Here is a 17,492-nt window from a genome sequence, read left to right as displayed (position 1 = left end):
ACGTATATTATTATTGTTGACTCTTCATTAAGCGGACATTTTACGGCATGCTTCTGCACATTTGAAGCATACTTCCGCACATTTTTGACAATGTTCATGATCGTGCTTTTTGCATTCGTTTCCACATGCTTCACAAATGTCTGCACAAAGTTGACAAATCTGATGGGCAAAGGGACTGTTGGATTGCATGGCTTTAGCTGCAAATGCACAGATATCCGCACATTCCCTGTCTATCCTTATACAAGTAGCCATCATTTTAAGATCTTCTTCCTTTAAGCATGCATCATAACATGTGTTACAGGCCTCCATGCATTCTAGACACGCTCTAATACATTCTTCATAAGTGGTATTCACAAATAAAACCTCCTAAGAATTTTGTTGTTCAACACTCATATTCTACCCAGCTCAACTATTTTTTAACGAAATATCAAAAACTCCTTAAAAACTGCACAATTTTTTGATATTTTTTCATTATGATGGTGATAGTAATTCGAAAAAGCGGTGATTAATTTGAATAAAATATCCCTGAAATTCGGGATCTGGTTTTTAGGTGCCATGCTTATTCTTGAAATGTTTTTGTTCTTTTTTCTCCATACAAGCATTGTAGATTCAAGAATAGAAGAAGAATTAGCTGCACTTCAGGCAAGAGGCAATAGTCATCGGGACGTGCTTGAAAATTCCTATAATCAGGAAACATTACATCATATTGCTGTAATGGAAGCAAAAGCTGATACAGAGGTCATCATCACGGGATTAAATCAAAACATTATTATTTCATCCTCGAAATTAGATAATGAAGAGCAAAAGATTATTGCCAAAGAAATAGGTCGAGTACCCCGTGATGGAGAAACACTGGAAAATAGGTGGAAAAGTGAAAAGTATATATCCACAGTCACGCCTTTTAAAATTAACCAAAACCAAAAAGGGTATGTGTACATGTTCCGGAGTACGGATCAGATTCAAACCTTAATTTCACGACTGAACCATCATTTTATTGCAGGTGCCATCATGATTCTTTCTTTAATGATCATCACCATCCTATTTTTATCCAAGGCTTTGACTACGCCTCTGATTAGGATGAAGCGGGCTACGGAGAAACTTAGCACGGGTGACTTCTCTGTCAATCTCCCTGACATGGGTGATGATGAGCTGGGAGAGCTATCCAGATCTATAAAAATCCTTGCGGAGGACTTAAAACACCTAAAGGGGGAAAGAAGTGAGTTTTTGGCCAGCATTTCTCATGAGTTAAGAACACCGCTTACCTATATTAAGGGATATGCAGACGTATCAAGGAGAAAAGATATAGACGAATCCACCCGCGATCAGTATCTGAGCATTATTTTTGAGGAAACAAAAAAATTGTCTGATATGATAAAAGATTTATTTGATTTGGCTAAGTTAGACAAAAATACCTTTGTCATAAATCGAGTTGAAGTAAAGCTTTGTTCCTTTTTACACTCTATTTATGAGAAAATGCTACCTGCTTTCACGGAAAATGGGATGGAACTTATCGTTGAATGTAAGAAAAATGTAAATGTCTTTATAGACCCTATGAGATTTGAACAGGTAATGTTTAACTTATTAGATAATGCGATCAAATATTCCAATCCCAATACTGAAACAAGTATATCTGTAAAAAGTGAAAAGGGAATGGTAGCGCTAATTATAAAAGATGAAGGCCATGGGATTCCTAAAACGGACCTTCCTCATATCTTTGATCGTTTTTATCGAGTGGATAAGTCTCGATCTAGGGACACTGGAGGGTCAGGACTTGGACTATCCATCGTCAAAGAACTAATAGAAGCTCACGATGGTACGATAGAGATAAAAAGTGAACAAGGAAAAGGAACAGCCTTTTTCATTTCGTTAAAGGAGTTGCCGTAATGAAAACCTTATTGCTTGTAGATGATGAAGCAAGAATGCTCGATTTGTTGAGTATATACTTATCTCCCGTTTATCACTGCATCAAGGTGAATTCAGGACGTGAAGCCGTTGTTCATATGAAAAATTCATATGCTGATTTAATATTGTTGGATGTGATGATGCCGGAAATGGATGGTTGGAGTGCTTGCGCTAAAATTCGCGAATTTTCTAAAGTACCCATTATTATGCTGACGGCTCGAAATGAAAAATCGGATGTGGTTAAAGGTTTCCAATTAGGGGCAGACGATTATGTAACAAAACCATTTGATGAGGGGGAATTATTGGCTAGAATAGATGCACTTTTCAGAAGAATGGATGATAAAGACACGAAGGCAGTTCATTTCAAGGGATTAAAATTGGATGAGGAATCTCATGAATTGACGTATGAAGGACAGCAGATTCAACTCACTCCAAAGGAGTTTTCCTTACTGGGACTATTATTAAAAAACCCAAATAAAGTCTTTTCTCGTGCGCATTTACTGGAAAGTATTTGGGAGAATAAAGCTTTTACAGAGGATAGGACGATAGATTCCCATGTCCGTAATATCCGAGACAAATTAAGGCAGGCAAATTTTCCTATAGATCTATATCTCTCAACTGTATGGGGAGTTGGATATAAGTGGGTGCCCAAGGAATAACGGAAATTTGTCAATAAAAAACATAAAAAAGGTACAAATTAGACAGGAGAGGATACCATTGAAACACTTAAAATGGGGCTTATTATCTTTCACATCTATAAACTTACTTCTAGCAGCCTGTTCAAATGATGAGCCAAAGGAGTATTTTATTAAAGCTGAGAATGAAACAATTGAACATATCCATGGAGCGGGATACTGGAGTAAAGAGGGAACCCCAGTTATAGCAACCCATGGGGGGCCATTTGAATATAGGGATGGGTCCTGGTACAAAACATCACGTAACAATCACGATTACATGGGGTTCCAGACAATAAAAGACGGTTTCTATTCAAGTGGGCACCCTGAAGAGGGTTCAGATTTAAAAAATCCCTTAGGTCTTGTGAAAAGTACGGATAAAGGGGAAAGTCTGGAAAAGCTTGCTTTCTATGGAGAAACGGACTTTCATTACTTAGGGGCCAGTTATGAAACCGGTACTGTTTATACATATAATGAAGCTCAAAATTCAAAAATGGGACCAGGCTTTTTTTATTCCAAAAATAAAGGGGAAGACTGGACACAATTAGAGCTCAACGGTATGACTTCTACCAAAATTGGGGGCCTTGATATTCATCCATCAAGGGATAACATGATGGCCATTTATGGAGAGGAAGGAGTCTTTTTATCTAAAAACTATGGAAAGGACTTTTCCCTAATCCCGACAACGTCGACGGTGACTTCATTAACCTTTAAGGAAGATTCCATGGTCTATTCCATGCTTGAAAATGACAAAGTGAGCCTTCATGAAATCAGTTTGAACGATAAAAGGGATTCTTCACTAGTTGCCCCTTCATTGGATAAAGAAAACATACCGATTTACCTAGAGGCGAACCCTTTGAAAGAAGGCGAAATGATGATGGTAACCACAAAGAATGATGTGTTTGTTAGCGAAGGGCAGGAGAAGAAGTGGAATGAAATTCTATCAAATGGGGAAACAGAGTAAGGTATTCCGTTAACCATTTTCATGAGCGTGCTCCACAATTTCTGCACAATTTATTGGTATCATATTGTCTAAAGCCAAAGGAGGAATCATTTACATGTTGAAAAAAAGAATGAAAAAGTCCACCATCTTATCGTTATTTGCAGCCCTTATCTTAGTACTGGGTGCCTGCTCTAATGCAAATGATGAAAAATCAGGAAACAAAGAAAGCACGGAGAAAACAGAAAGCAATGGGAACATGGAAGGCATGGATCATAGCAATATGAACATGGACGACTCAGGAGATGTTCCCGAAGGTATGAAATTGGCAAAAAATCCAACCTATGAAGTTGGAAGTAAAGCGATTATCAACGCAGATCACATGGAAGGCATGAAGGATGCAAAAGCAACGATTGTCGGTGCCTATGACACGTCGATTTATGCTGTTTCATTTAATCCAACAACTGGTGGAAAAAGAGTGGAAAATCACAAATGGGTCATTCAGGAAGATATTAAAGATGCGGGGGAAAAAACTTTTAAACCTGGATCGGAAGTTATATTAGAGGCAGATCATATGAATGGGATGAAGGGAGCAAAAGCTGAAATTGACTCAGTCGAAAAAAGCACTGTTTATATGGTCGATTACACTCCGACAACCGGCGGTGAAGTAGTTGAAAACCATAAATGGGTAACAGAGAGTGAATTATTACCTGCTGAATAATGTTTAGTCAAAATGACATATTCGAACCAATCAAAAGAGCTTATACCTTAAATGGATAAGCTCTTTTTCCTTAAGAAAACAAGGACCTAAGAAGATTATTATAGGAAGGTAGGTTATGTTGTACAAGAAGGGCGAAAAGAAGGTAAAAGAACGACAGCTAGAAAGAATAGTCGAAGAATTAGAATGTTAAAAGCAGTCGAACCTGTAATTTTTGCAAAGGATAAAAAGGAAAGATACATATGAAGTGTATTTGGGAGTGGTAAAGCAAAAGGTATCGATGCAAAGGCCTTTTATTCAGTGAGTGCATTTCCAATCAGGAGCTATTAATTAGTGTACAAAAAGTAATTTCCATATATAGTAAAAATGAAAAAAAGAGAAGCCTCCCAAATTTATTAATAAGTATGGAATAGATAATCTCAAGAAGCAAATATTAAAAGAGTAAAAAATTTAGTAACAATATGTTTACTCATTGCATAGGGTGGTGGGGTATGGTATATTGTATTCAAGGAGGTCGAGATATGGATAAAGAGATGAAGGAAAATGTTTATCCGGTTGACGATGAATGCTGTGTATCCCCCACTTCTGAAAGAAAAAGTCATCACTCAGAAGCAGTAAAAAAGAATTTAACTACCCGTCTAAATCGGATTGAAGGACAAATACGTGGTATAAAAGGTCTTATTGAAAAGGATACCTATTGTGATGACGTTATTACTCAAATTGCAGCCACTCAAAGCGCACTAAATGGCGTAGCAAAGATATTATTAGAAGGACATATGAAAAATTGTGTAGTCGACCGACTTAATGAGGGAGATACAGAAGTTATTGATGAGGTATTAGTAACCATACAAAAACTAATGAAAAAATAAAGGAGAAGTGAATGAAATGGAAAATGTAACATTGAATGTAAGTGGAATGTCATGTGGTCATTGTGTGAATGCTGTTGAGGGAAATGTAGGAAAGCTTACCGGTGTAGAAAGTGTAAAAGTACATTTAGAAGCAGGAACAGTTGATGTCTCTTTTGATAATGAAAAAGTTTCCCTCGAAAAAATAAAAGAAACAATCGATGACCAAGGCTACGAAGTTAAATAAGTTGTAAGAGTGCTTTTTAGCACTCTTTTTTACAAAAAAATATACCCCCATATGGTATGAAGAGGTGAAAACAAATGAGTAATGATATAAAGGAAACAAGTTTGCAAATTACAGGAATGACTTGTGCCGCTTGTGCAACACGAATCGAAAAAGGGTTAAAAAAAATGGAGGGTGTAGAAGAAGCCAATGTCAATTTAGCCCTTGAGAAGTCAGTCATTAAATATGACGCAGAAAAGGTGAACGCTCAGGATTTCGAAAAAAAAATTCGGGATTTAGGCTATGATGTAGTCAAAGAGAAAAAGGAGTTTGCCATTACAGGGATGACCTGTGCAGCGTGTGCAACAAGGATTGAAAAGGGTCTAAATAAAATGGATGGAATATCCAAGGCAAATGTGAACCTTGCGCTTGAAAATGCCACGGTTGAATATGATCCTTCCCAAACTTCCCCTATAGATATTATTCAACGAGTGGAAAAGTTGGGATACGGGGCAATTATTAAGGATGATAATAAGAGTTCTGTTGACTATCGTCATAAAGAAATCCAAAAACAAAAAAGAAAATTTATTTTCTCCGTTATTTTGTCATTCCCGTTGTTATGGGCGATGGTAAGTCATTTTAGTTTTACATCATTTATATACCTGCCGGATTTTCTCATGAATCCTTGGGTACAAATGGCGCTGGCATCACCCGTACAATTTTTTATTGGTAAGCAATTCTATGTGGGTGCTTTCAAAGCGCTTAGGAATAAGAGTGCCAATATGGATGTATTGGTCGCTATGGGGACATCGGCCGCTTATTTTTACAGTGTCTATCAGGCCTTTATTTCCATTGGGAATCATCATATGGCACAACTATACTTTGAAACAAGTTCCATACTCATCACGCTTATTATCTTAGGTAAGCTTTTCGAGGCAAAAGCAAAAGGACGATCTTCTGAAGCGATTAAGAAGCTCATGGGACTGCAAGCTAAAACAGCCTTGGTAATAAGGAATGGGGAAGAACTTGAAATCCCGCTTGAAGAAGTTATCGTAGGAGATATACTTTTGGTGAAGCCGGGTGAAAAAATACCGGTAGATGGAGAGGTAATTGAAGGGAATTCTGCCGTCGACGAATCCATGTTGACTGGAGAAAGCCTTCCGGTAGATAAAAGTCTAGGAGATGCCGTTATAGGTTCAACCCTGAATAAAAATGGTTTTATAAAAATGAAAGCCACTAAAATTGGCAGAGACACGGCTCTTTCCCAAATCATTAAAGTTGTGGAAGATGCCCAAGGCTCCAAGGCCCCTATACAAAGGCTTGCGGACCAAATTTCTGGAGTTTTCGTACCGATTGTCGTCGGCATTGCCTTTTTGACATTTCTTGTTTGGCTCATTTGGGTCAATCCTGGAGAGTTTACACCTGCTCTCGAAGCTTTGATTGCAGTTCTTGTCATAGCTTGTCCGTGTGCCTTAGGACTTGCAACTCCGACTTCGATTATGGCTGGTTCAGGACGTGCAGCAGAATTCGGTATTCTTTTTAAAGGTGGGGAACACCTTGAAACTACCCACCATATTGATACTGTCATCTTAGATAAGACAGGAACAGTTACAAATGGTAAACCAGAATTGACAGATGTTATTGTGGATAATGGAATAAATGAAGAGGAATTCCTATCCTTAATAGGGGCAGCTGAAAAACAATCTGAACACCCACTTGCCGAGGCGATTGTTCAAGGAATACAAGAAAGGGGTATATCCCTTAGCCTCGTTCAGGAATTTGAGGCGATTCCAGGGTATGGGGTTAAAACGAGAGTCAATCAAAAAGAGATCTTGGTAGGGACTCGAAAACTTATGAAGCAATATAACGTGGATGTGTCAAAGGTCTTAACTGATATGGAAGACTTAGAAGCAAATGGGAAGACTGCAATGCTAGCCAGCATTGATGGAAAATATGCTGGTCTGATTGCAGTTGCTGATACGATTAAAGACACCTCTAAAAAAGCCATAGATCGATTAAAAGAGATGGACATTGATGTCATTATGATAACTGGTGATAACGAGCGTACTGCAATGGCAATTGGCAAACAGGTAGGTATCGACCATGTCATTGCTGAAGTACTTCCGGAAGGAAAAGCGGAGGAAGTGAAAAAGCTTCAGGCTACAGGCAAAAAGGTCGCAATGGTTGGAGATGGAATTAATGATGCCCCTGCTCTTGCTCTAGCCGATATCGGTATGGCGATTGGTACGGGTACAGACGTAGCCATGGAAGCTGCTGATATTACCTTGATTCGTGGAGATTTGAACAGTATAGCGGACGCTATACTAATGAGCCGGAAAACGATGAGGAATATTAGACAAAATCTGTTTTGGGCCTTTGCCTATAACACATTAGGGATTCCAATAGCAGCGATTGGGCTACTTGCCCCTTGGCTAGCAGGTGCCGCAATGGCATTCAGTTCTGTGTCGGTCATATTAAATGCACTTCGTTTGCAAAGAGTTAAGCTATAAAGCTTGGAGAGACATTGGTGATTGTACCAGTGTCTCTTTTTAAGTGGCTGTTTTCTTAAAGATTGTTGCTAGTAGAGATAAATTTTCACATTTAAAGGAATTCGTATTAATCGTGGTAAAATTACAATATATTCATTAATAAAATCTTTAAAGGGGAAATTTATATGTCCTCTTTTTGCAATGATTATCATTATTGGCTGTATTTTTGGAGGAACTCGTCTTTGGAAGAGAAAAAGGATATTATCGATAATTTTATTAAGTCCTTTGCTAACAGTTTTCACTTTTTTTGGATATTTTGTTTATCAAACGTCGTATCATACAACACCTGATTCTTTAGAATTTTTTGTTCATACAGAAAATGAAACATACTTTGTGGAGGGCAGGTGGAAAGAAAGTTTTGATGCGAATAGATTTCCTTCGGATTTTCTCGTGTTCTATGTTCCAGAAAATAAAAAAAGTCTCCAACGTAAAACGAAATAGGGTAAAAGACTACAAAGATATGGATTGGAAATTTTTAATGGAGAAGTACATTATTGGGCTGGAAAAGAATATCACCCTCAATTAGAACCGCAAATTTTTGATTTACATACAGATAAACAATTTAAATTCAAATTCGTTCTCCCCTCTACCAACCAAGTGATGTGAAATTATATTATGCACATACAAGAGAAGAGCCAATGGAGGCATTGGAGTTTTGGTTTAAAAAACATTGAATTGAAGTAGTAAAACCTCCTACATAGAGGTTTTTTTATGCACTTCTTAACATCTTAATAGTAGTATGGTTAGCTTTTTGACAAGATGAAACAAGCATTTGTTTGACTTGTTCTTCAAATGCTATCTTCTTTCGTAATTCGAGCAACCGGAACCAGTAGAGTTAGAAAGCTTCCTTGGTAATATTTATTTAGGAAATCTTTAATCAATAGATTTTGATTATAGGAGGAACAGTAAAAGAACTTACTAAATCTCCATATTTTCTGCATGAATTTTTTATATAATCGAAATGGTAACTTTTTTTTAAGGAGTCACTTGTAAATGAATTATAGGGATACTATAATGCGTCCTTTTAGAATGTTGTTAAAAGGAAGGATCCATGACCTATGATTTATTCCATCTCTGCTAAAAAACGCAATATTCCTTTGGAGGGTCATTAGAATGAAAAGAAATGTATTAGTTGTTGATGATGAATGGAATATGTTAAATCTAATAAAGATACATTTATCTAATAATTATAATATTGTCGTTTCGGACAATGGGCATGAGGCATTAAAATGCCTAGATAAGCAATCATTTGATTTAATTATCTTAGATATTATGATGCCGTATATCAGTGGTTGGGAAATGTGTGAAATTATTAGAGAAAAATATAATATACCGATTTTAATGCTAACAGCAAGGAATGAATTGAAAGATAAAGTTCGTGGATTAGAGATAGGGGCAGATGATTATCTAGTTAAACCTTTTGCATTTGAGGAATTGGCAGCACGTGTTCATGCATTAATACGAAGGTCAATAGTAAAACAAACCATTGAGCCAAAAGAGCAAGTAATAATTTCTAGTGGTTTAGAAATCCATTATGAAAGCAGGAGAGTTAAAATAGAGGGTGAAATAGTGGAATTCACTCCAAAGGAGTTTGATTTATTGTGGCTATTGGCTAGTAATTCAACTCAAATTTTTACTCGTGAATTATTGCTTGACAAAATATGGGGAATACATGATGAGCGTGAGTTTCGAACAGTGGATACTCACATTAAGAACATCCGAGTGAAGTTAAGGGAAACTCAGTGCAAATCAAACCCAATAAAGACAGTTTGGGGAATTGGCTATAAATTTGAGGATATGGGCAAGCCATGAAGAAAATCAAAATTAATAGTATAGGGAGTAAGTTAGGCATTACTATAATGATTTTATTTATGTTTATTTTAGTGCCCTTAGGCTATGTAATAGATAGAATATTTTTCGGTTTTTATTATGGTCAAACTCATGAATATATTGATGAAGTTTCTTTAGACATCATAAACTCCATTTCATATCTCGATGATCAAAACGAATTGGGACTATACGAAAAAATGGCGAATCATACAAAAACTGAATTAGTGATCGTCGATAAAGCTGGAAAGGTTCTTACAACCTCCAATCTCTATGAAAAAGGGGAGGGTTTTAACCCTGACTTGTTGTCTAAGATTAAAAAAACGAATAAAATTCACCAGGATTATGTGGATCCCAAAACTAAAAATTATTATTTTTTATCCGGACGCCCAATTATAATTAATGAAAATTTTGAAGGTGGAGTTTTTGTATTCTCCTCTTTAGATTCCATTCATGATTCGATTCATAAATTAAGGACTTACCTTGTTATTGCAATTTTAGGTGCATTACTGCTTGCTGCAGGTTTTACTTTCTTTGTATCCAAGAAGCTATCGAAGCCTCTTATTGATATGGAAAAGATAACAAGAAGGATCTCAAAAGGCGATCTTAATATAAATATCAAAAAAACTTCTAACGATGAAATTGGATCGCTTGCTCAAGCCATTAATGACCTTGCCATAGAACTAAAGGAATATCGGACGAATAGAAGTGAATTTTTAGCGAATATCTCTCATGAGCTTAGAACCCCTATATCTTATTTATCTGGTTATGCGTCGGTGATAAGAAAAAATCTATACAATAATGACCAGGAAAAGGAAGAGTACCTAGCTATTATAGAGAATGAAGCCTCGAGATTGACACTTCTTATTAATGACTTATTTGAACTGTCAAAAATGGAAGAAAACAAGATTGAATTATACAAAGAATGGATTGATGTCGAGGAATTAATTGAGGGGGTCCTGAACAGGTCCAAACTGAGCGCAAATAAGAAAAATGTTATTTTGAAATATGAACCCGGTAAACATTTGAAAATGATTTTATCTGATGGGATGAGATTAGAACAAATCTTAACTAACCTTATCGAAAATTCTATAAGATACACAAATCATGGGGGAATTGTTATTACTTCTCGTGCAAATAAGGATTTCGTCATAATCACTATCAAAGACTCAGGAATAGGGATACCTCCAAATGATTTGCCCTTTATTTTCGAACGGTTTTATCGAGTAGAAAAATCTCGATCTAGGCAAATGGGGGGTACTGGTCTTGGACTTGCTATCGTTAGGGAATTGGTCAACGTATTGGGAGGGACGATTGAAGTTAATAGTGCAGTTGGACAAGGGACTGAATTTATCATTACCCTTCCAATAGAAGTATAGAAATAAGTGTATGGCTAAACAAATCGTTTAGTCTTTTTTTATTATGATATGTTAAATTGATTGCTAAAAAAAAAGATATCATCGAAATCAGATTTTAACCAATTTACTTGATGAGGTACGATGATCTTTTTTTAGAAATTTCATAGGCTTGCTGTACCTTTAAGCACAATAAAAAAAGAGGAATCAACCAGCGATCCCACTTTTCATCTAAACACTCGTTATTTAATCATATTTTATCTTTCATAACAAACTCTATGCTCAATTATTAGCTGAAAGTTTACTTTCTATAACCCATTTATGATTTTTCACTTTTGGTCCTCCGGTAGTCGGAGTGTAGGTAACCGCATATGCTGTTGTATCGTAGGCACCCACAATAAGAAATGATCAGTTCGTTGCTAATTGCTCAATCTTTTGTCTGGATAGGTTAAAGTCATATAAATGTTCAACATAAATTTGATGCCATACCATAAAGATTAAAATGGTCCACAATTTACGGCTATTGTCCATTTTGTTTTGAACATGATTGTCCAATAGTTTTAGGATTTCCTGTTTGTTAAAAATATAGTCAGTAGGGCTATTATGAATTAACTGTATGGCCCAATCATAAAGTTCTGCTTTCAACCAATGGCGGATGGGGACAGGGAAACCTAGTTTCTTTCTGCTCCATACATGCTCTGGAACTATACCTTCTGCAGCTTTACGGAGGATATATTTAGTCGTGCCATTCCGAACTTTTTGATGGCTGCAAACTTTTGATGCGATATTAAAGACATGTTTGTCCAAAAAGGGTACTCTCACTTCTAGGGAGTTTGCCATGGACATTTTATCGGCTTTTAGTAAAATGTCTCCCTTTAGCCATGTATGAATATCAATATTTTGCATTTTTGTAATGGCGTCATAATCTAAAGAACTAGAATAAATGGAACCCGTCACTTTTTCATTCTCTAAATTGTTTATATAATTCACAAGCAAAAGTTTTTTCTCTTTTTCATCAAACATATTTGCGTTTCCGATATACCGTTCTTCTAAGGGTGTAACCCCTCGTTCTATAAAGCTCTTTCCTTTCACTCCTTCTGGAAGTGCTGAGGAGAGGGCTTTTAAAACATGTTTTACTGGAGACGGAATATAGGAAAACATGCGAAGGGATTGAGGTTCCCTATATATGTTATAACCGCCGAACAATTCATCTGCACCTTCACCGGACAAAGCAACCTTGACTTGTTTCCTTGCTTCCCGCGCTACAAAGTACAAAGGTACAGCCGCAGGATCAGCTAAAGGATCGTCCATATGCCATATGATTTTTGGTAGCTCAGCAAGAAATTCTTCAGGGGTTATTACATAACTAATATTTTCTACATTTAGAGCGTTGGCCGTTTCTTCTGCAACGTTTATTTCGCTATAACCTTCTCTTTCAAAACCTACCGAAAAGGTTTTAATTTTAGGATTAATCTGTTTCGCAATTGAAACGATAAATGAAGAATCGATTCCTCCAGATAAGAAGGAACCAACTGGAACATCACTCCTCATATGTACGTTTACTGAGTCGAGCAAGGTATCTTGGACTTCTTTAATTAATTTGGAATCTCTCATATTTGTGGGTTGGAAATTCGGTTTCCAGTATTTTTTTATGTCCATTTTTTCCCCGGGTTTTTTAGTGAAAAAATGTCCAGGTGGTAGCTTTTTTATCGATTTTGTAAGCGTTGCAGGCTCCGGTACATATTGGAAACTAAGATAATGTTGTAAAGAATCTACGTCTAACTCTTCACTGATTGCCGTAAGAATACTTTTTTTCTCGGACGCAAAGTAAGTAGTTTCATCTTGCTCACAATAGAAAAAGGGTTTTATCCCAAAGTGATCCCTTGCACCAAAAAGTTTTTCTTCTTCTTTGTCCCAAATGACAAAAGCGAACATCCCACGCAGTTTACGAACGGATTGCTCCTTTATACTACTATAGAGGGCTATAATGACTTCGGTATCAGAATCTGTCGTAAATTCGTGGCCATTATCGACTAATTCCTTCCTTAGCTCAATATAATTATAAATTTCGCCATTGAAGATAATCCAGTATCTTTCATTTTCATATGAGAGGGGCTGGTTTCCGTTATCTATATCGATGATGCTTAATCTTCTAAAGCCAAAATTCACAAATTCATCGAAAAAATACCCTTCATCATCTGGGCCTCTATGGGTAATGATGTTATTCATCTTTTTCAACTTTTCCTTTATATCAGAATGTATGGCTTTAGGCTCGTTATGAACACACCCAACAAAACCGCACATAAAATCCACCTACCTATTGTTATTTTGAGCTTCCTTGAAAATTTTTAAGGAACTACAAGAAACATAACAACAAAATATGTAGAAAATAAGGAGTTTACATAAAAATTGTAATTAATTTTATGGTGCACAATTGTCATATCGTTTTTTGGGAGAATTTTGGGTTATTATAGGTGTTTTGTCATTTGTGCACACATTCTGCATAATTTTGTAACGATAATGTAAATTCAGGTATCACTTAAGGATGATAGAATAATAAAAAAAGAACTTAATCGGGGGAAAAATAGAAAATGAAAAAAATTATAGCGTCAGTTGTAGTGACGGGATTGTTACTATCAAATCCATTGGTCAGTAATGCTGCATTAGGAGATCGTACATTAAAAAGTGGAATGACACATACAGATGTGAAACAATTACAAGAGAATTTAAAGAAAAAGGGATATTTTAAAACAGATACCACTACCTACTTTGGGACGGTTACTAAAGGTGCGGTAGTAAAGTTTCAAAAAAGCAAAGGCTTAAAAGCTGACGGAATTGTAGGTCCGAATACGTATAAAGCATTGGGCGTAAAAAAGCAGACAACCAAGGTAGCTAATGTGAATAATACAAGTAATAAATCTGCAGCGTTAGTGAAGGAAGCAAAAAAATATATGAATGTACCGTATGTTTGGGGCGGGAGTACACCAAAAGGTTTTGATTGCAGCGGATTCCTAAAGTACGTATTCGAAAAAAGTACAGATATCACTTTGCCAAGAACGGTAGCGGAAATTTATAAGAAGGGGACAAAGGTATCCAAACCACAAGTTGGGGACCTAGTCTTTTATGAAACCTACAAACCTGGTGCCTCCCATGCGGGTATATACATCGGGGATAATCAATTCATACACAGCTCCTCATCAGGTGTAGGCATTTCCTCCATGGATAATAGTTATTGGAAACAGAGATATTTAGGAGCAAAAAGAATGTAATAGTAATAACGGCCAGTTCTTTTTTAAGAGACTGGCTTTTATTTATTTTAATTGTAATCTACCAATACGTGACGATATCGAGAAGACCTATAATGATGATAACCGCCCCTGCACATTTTTGAACGGTATTGCCAAACTTCTTCCTTTTTTTTATTAAATAACCCTCTGCTCCAAAACTCCAAATTAATAATAGGGTGATAATAAGGGGTAAAGCAGTCCCAATCCCAAAAATCGGTGTCAAGGCAAAACCATATGTATTAGATAATACTAAAGGCATAAGTTGTACAAAAAATAGGACAAACATAGTTGGGCAAAAGGCGATTGAATTGCTTATGCCTAATAAAAGGGCTCCTAATTTCCCGTTTGAATTCCGGAATCCTCTCCACTTAAAAAGATGCGAAATCCAAATGAATTTTAAATAACCTAATAGAAAAAGGCCAACAATTATGTTTAAGAATCCAATGCTTTTGCGAAAATATGCGAAATAGGTGGTTAAGGTAGATTGAAACTCTCTTCCTAATAACCAAATTAAAACTCCAAAGAGGGAATATACCAATAGTTTTCCCAGGATGAATAAGGATATTTCCACCCAAGGGGCTTTTTTCCCCACTGCTTTATTTCCAAAATAGGCTATAGAAGTGAAATTCCCAGTAATCTGACAGGGTGCTAAGGAACCGAGGATCCCTAATAGTAAGGCACCGATAAGAGGAAAGGCTATTGAACTATTCGTCAATTGTAAGACTGGATCAGAGAAAAATAGGCTAATTTTATTTAGGAAGTCGTACATGATAGCTCCTTTCAATTAATTGATGCTTTATTTTAGCAAATGTTTTTCAAGAAAGTATGCAGAAAGGGTTTTTTATACTTCTTCACCTATTTTCATTGAATAAAAAATATGATGTTAATTTCTAAGTATAATTAATATAATGAGTTAAAATATTATTTTGCAAACTAGGTGCCCTTGAGAAACAAGGGATGATAGGGAATCGGGTGTAAGTCCCGAGCGGTCCCGCCACTGTAATTAAGGAGTTCTCTATCATTTATGTCACTCAACAATATAGTTGGGGAAGACGATGGAGTGCGTTGATCTAAAAGCCAGGAGACCTACCTAGAATGCACACCGAACTCTTAGCGGAAAGGAGTGGTGTACGAAATAATAGACAATTGTATTCTGTCAATTTGTCGTTTATTTACACGTACCCATAAAGCCCTCAATCTGTTATGAAATGTACCCTTTGTAAAGGACAGTTTAAAAAAGCCTAGGCAGGTTGAAAAAGATGATTTCTGTATTGAACAAGAGTCATCTTTTTTTAAACTCATATCAATTAGGGGGAAAATCAGAAAAGACTGCCGGGTTAACTTCCTACAATCTTGTTAAAAGATTTTAACTACATTTATTTACTAGACAGACTTATGGGTGATATGTTCCCATCGGTCTTTTTTTGTTATATATACGAAGTTAGAAAGGAGATATCTAACTGGTATTAAATGGGGGAAAAGTGATATTTTAATTCAGGGAAAAAACAAATACTTTAGTATGCTAATACACTAAATAATTCCGTTGACATGCATTTTAAAATTGTGTTAACTTTATATTACGATATTTTATCACTCTAATACATTAGTAAACTAAAGTAAACAGAGTAATACTAAAGCCAAAGGTGGTTTTTAATATGAAACGAATAGCGACAATTATGCTGACGATAGTAGCTGTATTTTCACTACTTGCAGCATGTTCTTCCAAACAGGAGGAGAAAGATAACACGCTGGTGATTGGCATCGACGATAAATTTGCCCCCATGGGATTCCGAGATGAGAATAACAAAATCACTGGTTTTGATATTGACTATGCTAAAGCTGCTGCAGAAAAAATGGGGGTAAAGGTTAAATTTCAACCCATCGACTGGAAAACAAAAGAATCCGAACTAAGCAGTGGTCGTATAGACCTCATTTGGAATGGGTACACAATTACGGATGAGCGTAAAGAGAAGGTTCTTTTTACAAAGCCCTATTTAAAAAATGCACAGGTGGTTGTAACACGTGAAGATTCGAAGCTTACTAAACTGGATGATTTAAAAGGAAAAGTAGTGGGCCTTCAATCGCTTTCTTCCGCATCAGATGCATTGAATGCTAATCCGATTCAATCTAAAATCAAGACGATCACGGAATTCTCCGATAACGTATTGGCTCTAAGTGACCTTAAATCTGGCCGTGTTGATGCTGTCGTCATTGATGAAGTTGTTATTAAATATTACATGTCAAAAGAAAAAGAAACCTTTAAAATTCTTGATGAGTCGCTTGTACCAGAGGAATATGGAGTAGGCGTGAAAAAAGGGAATGAAGATCTTCTGAAGCAGCTTCAAGGTGCACTTGATGAACTGAATGAGGACGGCACTGCCGCTAAAATCTCTGAGAAATGGTTCGGGGAAAATAAGGTATTAAAGTAATTGAACGTACAATATTAAGCAAACAGGATTTCCTATGGAAACCCTGTTTTGTTTTTGGGGGAATCCATTCATGTCCGCAGATTATATTTTATCAATACTTAAGCCTATGCTCGAAGGGGCACAGATGACGGTCCTCTTATTTTTGATCGCCATAGTCTTGTCCATTCCTTTGGGCTTCTTGCTAACTCTGGCTGTAAGAAGCAAGATCAAGCCTTTAGCCTGGCTTGCCCATACCTATATTTACTTGATGCGCGGTACACCGCTGTTGCTTCAATTGCTATTTATCTGTTTCGGGCTTCCGATGATTCCCGTGATTGGCGAATATATGGTTTTGGATCGCTTTGTAGCTGCATGTTTGGGCTTTATTTTAAATTATGCTGCCTATTATGCCGAGATTTTCCGAGGAGGTCTTCTCGCTATTGATAAAGGCCAATATGAGGCATCCCAAGTATTGGGTTTGACTAAATGGCAGACAATGAGGAAAATCATTCTGCCTCAAATGTTCCGCGTGGCGCTTCCGGCCGTTTCCAATGAATCGGTGACACTTGTTAAGGATACTGCTCTGCTCTATGCAGTTGCTGTACCGGAACTATTACACTTTGCGCAGACAGCAGTGAATCGTGACTTTACAATTGTTCCATTTTTCTTAGCAGGTATCATTTACTTAATCATGACGCTCATTTTAACAGTATTCTTTAAATTTCTAGAACGAAGGTTCAAATTTGAATAAGAAGGGGTGGGGA

The 17,492-nt window shown here is 36.6% G+C and carries 15 protein-coding genes, 1 pseudogene and 1 riboswitch; of the genes and pseudogenes, 12 read left to right on the top strand and 4 right to left on the bottom strand.

The window, feature by feature from the left end; genetic code table 11:
• Window positions 1–27: 27 nt before the first annotated feature.
• Window positions 28–354 (bottom strand): four-helix bundle copper-binding protein, encoded by a 327-nt coding sequence (locus MKX49_RS16095; protein ID WP_336864857.1) that lies wholly within the window; start codon window positions 352–354, stop codon window positions 28–30.
• 147 nt (window positions 355–501) lie between these two features.
• Here MKX49_RS16095 and MKX49_RS16090 point away from each other — a divergent pair, with 147 nt between their 5' ends.
• The 9 genes from MKX49_RS16090 (at window position 502) to MKX49_RS16045 (ending at window position 11,057) form a co-directional block, all read left to right on the top strand.
• Window positions 502–1,884: a sensor histidine kinase gene (locus tag MKX49_RS16090; protein ID WP_336864855.1), complete on the top strand. Its 1,383-nt coding sequence runs from the start codon at window positions 502–504 to the stop codon at window positions 1,882–1,884.
• Window positions 1,884–2,561, top strand: coding sequence for a response regulator transcription factor (locus MKX49_RS16085; RefSeq protein ID WP_336864853.1), 678 nt, complete (start codon window positions 1,884–1,886; stop codon window positions 2,559–2,561). The genes MKX49_RS16090 and MKX49_RS16085 overlap by 1 nt, the downstream gene beginning before the upstream one ends.
• A gap of 58 nt (window positions 2,562–2,619) precedes the next feature.
• Window positions 2,620–3,540 carry a F510_1955 family glycosylhydrolase gene (locus tag MKX49_RS16080; RefSeq protein ID WP_336864852.1) on the top strand — a complete coding sequence of 307 codons (921 nt, stop codon included), beginning with the start codon at window positions 2,620–2,622 and terminating at the stop codon, window positions 3,538–3,540.
• Between the two features lie 94 nt (window positions 3,541–3,634).
• Window positions 3,635–4,237, top strand: a complete 603-nt coding sequence (locus tag MKX49_RS16075; protein ID WP_336864850.1) for a YdhK family protein — start codon at window positions 3,635–3,637, stop codon at window positions 4,235–4,237.
• Between the two features lie 530 nt (window positions 4,238–4,767).
• The gene (locus MKX49_RS16070; protein ID WP_419721591.1) at window positions 4,768–5,103 is read left to right on the top strand and encodes a metal-sensitive transcriptional regulator; all 336 of its coding nucleotides are present in this window, start codon (window positions 4,768–4,770) and stop codon (window positions 5,101–5,103) included.
• A 16-nt stretch (window positions 5,104–5,119) separates the two neighbouring features.
• Window positions 5,120–5,326 (top strand): copper chaperone CopZ, encoded by a 207-nt coding sequence (copZ, locus tag MKX49_RS16065; protein ID WP_336864847.1) that lies wholly within the window; start codon window positions 5,120–5,122, stop codon window positions 5,324–5,326.
• 74 nt (window positions 5,327–5,400) lie between these two features.
• Window positions 5,401–7,812 (top strand): heavy metal translocating P-type ATPase, encoded by a 2,412-nt coding sequence (locus MKX49_RS16060; protein WP_336864845.1) that lies wholly within the window; start codon window positions 5,401–5,403, stop codon window positions 7,810–7,812.
• Between the two features lie 1,152 nt (window positions 7,813–8,964).
• A complete protein-coding gene (locus MKX49_RS16050) occupies window positions 8,965–9,663 on the top strand; it encodes a response regulator transcription factor (RefSeq protein ID WP_161923101.1) in 699 nt (232 codons plus the stop codon).
• Window positions 9,660–11,057: a HAMP domain-containing sensor histidine kinase gene (locus MKX49_RS16045; RefSeq protein ID WP_340876986.1), complete on the top strand. Its 1,398-nt coding sequence runs from the start codon at window positions 9,660–9,662 to the stop codon at window positions 11,055–11,057. The genes MKX49_RS16050 and MKX49_RS16045 overlap by 4 nt, the downstream gene beginning before the upstream one ends.
• 273 nt (window positions 11,058–11,330) lie before the next feature.
• On the opposite strand, the pseudogene MKX49_RS16040 reads toward MKX49_RS16045, so the two are convergent.
• Window positions 11,331–11,432 (bottom strand): annotated as a pseudogene (locus MKX49_RS16040) (DUF1541 domain-containing protein); the annotation flags it as partial.
• Between the two features lie 9 nt (window positions 11,433–11,441).
• A complete protein-coding gene (gene asnB / locus MKX49_RS16035; RefSeq protein ID WP_340876985.1) occupies window positions 11,442–13,337 on the bottom strand; it encodes an asparagine synthase (glutamine-hydrolyzing) in 1,896 nt (631 codons plus the stop codon).
• A gap of 287 nt (window positions 13,338–13,624) precedes the next feature.
• Here asnB and MKX49_RS16030 point away from each other — a divergent pair, with 287 nt between their 5' ends.
• Window positions 13,625–14,302: a C40 family peptidase gene (locus tag MKX49_RS16030; protein WP_336864839.1), complete on the top strand. Its 678-nt coding sequence runs from the start codon at window positions 13,625–13,627 to the stop codon at window positions 14,300–14,302.
• A 58-nt stretch (window positions 14,303–14,360) separates the two neighbouring features.
• Here MKX49_RS16030 and MKX49_RS16025 read toward each other — a convergent pair whose 3' ends face one another.
• The gene (locus tag MKX49_RS16025) at window positions 14,361–15,089 is read right to left on the bottom strand and encodes an urease accessory protein UreH domain-containing protein (protein WP_340876984.1); all 729 of its coding nucleotides are present in this window, start codon (window positions 15,087–15,089) and stop codon (window positions 14,361–14,363) included.
• A 149-nt stretch (window positions 15,090–15,238) separates the two neighbouring features.
• Window positions 15,239–15,428, top strand: a riboswitch (cobalamin riboswitch).
• A 547-nt stretch (window positions 15,429–15,975) separates the two neighbouring features.
• Here MKX49_RS16025 and MKX49_RS16020 point away from each other — a divergent pair.
• Both MKX49_RS16020 and MKX49_RS16015 read left to right on the top strand, forming a co-directional pair.
• Window positions 15,976–16,749, top strand: coding sequence for an amino acid ABC transporter substrate-binding protein (locus MKX49_RS16020; RefSeq protein WP_340876983.1), 774 nt, complete (start codon window positions 15,976–15,978; stop codon window positions 16,747–16,749).
• 70 nt (window positions 16,750–16,819) lie between these two features.
• Entirely contained in the window at window positions 16,820–17,479 is a 660-nt protein-coding gene (locus tag MKX49_RS16015; RefSeq protein ID WP_095395590.1) for an amino acid ABC transporter permease, read from the top strand.
• Window positions 17,480–17,492 lie beyond the last annotated feature (13 nt).

This window comes from Peribacillus sp. FSL M8-0224 (genome assembly GCF_038003055.1).
GTDB classification, from domain to species: Bacteria; Bacillota; Bacilli; order Bacillales; family DSM-1321; genus Peribacillus; species Peribacillus frigoritolerans.
The sequence above is the reverse complement of the archived record's forward strand: the minus strand, read 5'-3'. Positions and strand labels throughout refer to the sequence as shown.

Excerpts from the sequence above, each read along its gene's own strand:
- MKX49_RS16060 (WP_336864845.1), top strand. The coding sequence starts at position 5,401 with ATGAGTAATGATATAAAGGAAACAAGTTTGCAAATTACAGGAATGACT.
- asnB (WP_340876985.1), bottom strand. The coding sequence starts at position 13,337 with ATGTGCGGTTTTGTTGGGTGTGTTCATAACGAGCCTAAAGCCATACAT.
- MKX49_RS16050 (WP_161923101.1), top strand. The coding sequence starts at position 8,965 with ATGAAAAGAAATGTATTAGTTGTTGATGATGAATGGAATATGTTAAAT.
- MKX49_RS16030 (WP_336864839.1), top strand. The coding sequence starts at position 13,625 with ATGAAAAAAATTATAGCGTCAGTTGTAGTGACGGGATTGTTACTATCA.
- MKX49_RS16045 (WP_340876986.1), top strand. The coding sequence starts at position 9,660 with ATGAAGAAAATCAAAATTAATAGTATAGGGAGTAAGTTAGGCATTACT.
- copZ (WP_336864847.1), top strand. The coding sequence starts at position 5,120 with ATGGAAAATGTAACATTGAATGTAAGTGGAATGTCATGTGGTCATTGT.
- MKX49_RS16070 (WP_419721591.1), top strand. The coding sequence starts at position 4,768 with ATGAAGGAAAATGTTTATCCGGTTGACGATGAATGCTGTGTATCCCCC.
- MKX49_RS16020 (WP_340876983.1), top strand. The coding sequence starts at position 15,976 with ATGAAACGAATAGCGACAATTATGCTGACGATAGTAGCTGTATTTTCA.
- MKX49_RS16075 (WP_336864850.1), top strand. The coding sequence starts at position 3,635 with ATGTTGAAAAAAAGAATGAAAAAGTCCACCATCTTATCGTTATTTGCA.
- MKX49_RS16015 (WP_095395590.1), top strand. The coding sequence starts at position 16,820 with ATGTCCGCAGATTATATTTTATCAATACTTAAGCCTATGCTCGAAGGG.
- MKX49_RS16025 (WP_340876984.1), bottom strand. The coding sequence starts at position 15,089 with ATGTACGACTTCCTAAATAAAATTAGCCTATTTTTCTCTGATCCAGTC.
- MKX49_RS16085 (WP_336864853.1), top strand. The coding sequence starts at position 1,884 with ATGAAAACCTTATTGCTTGTAGATGATGAAGCAAGAATGCTCGATTTG.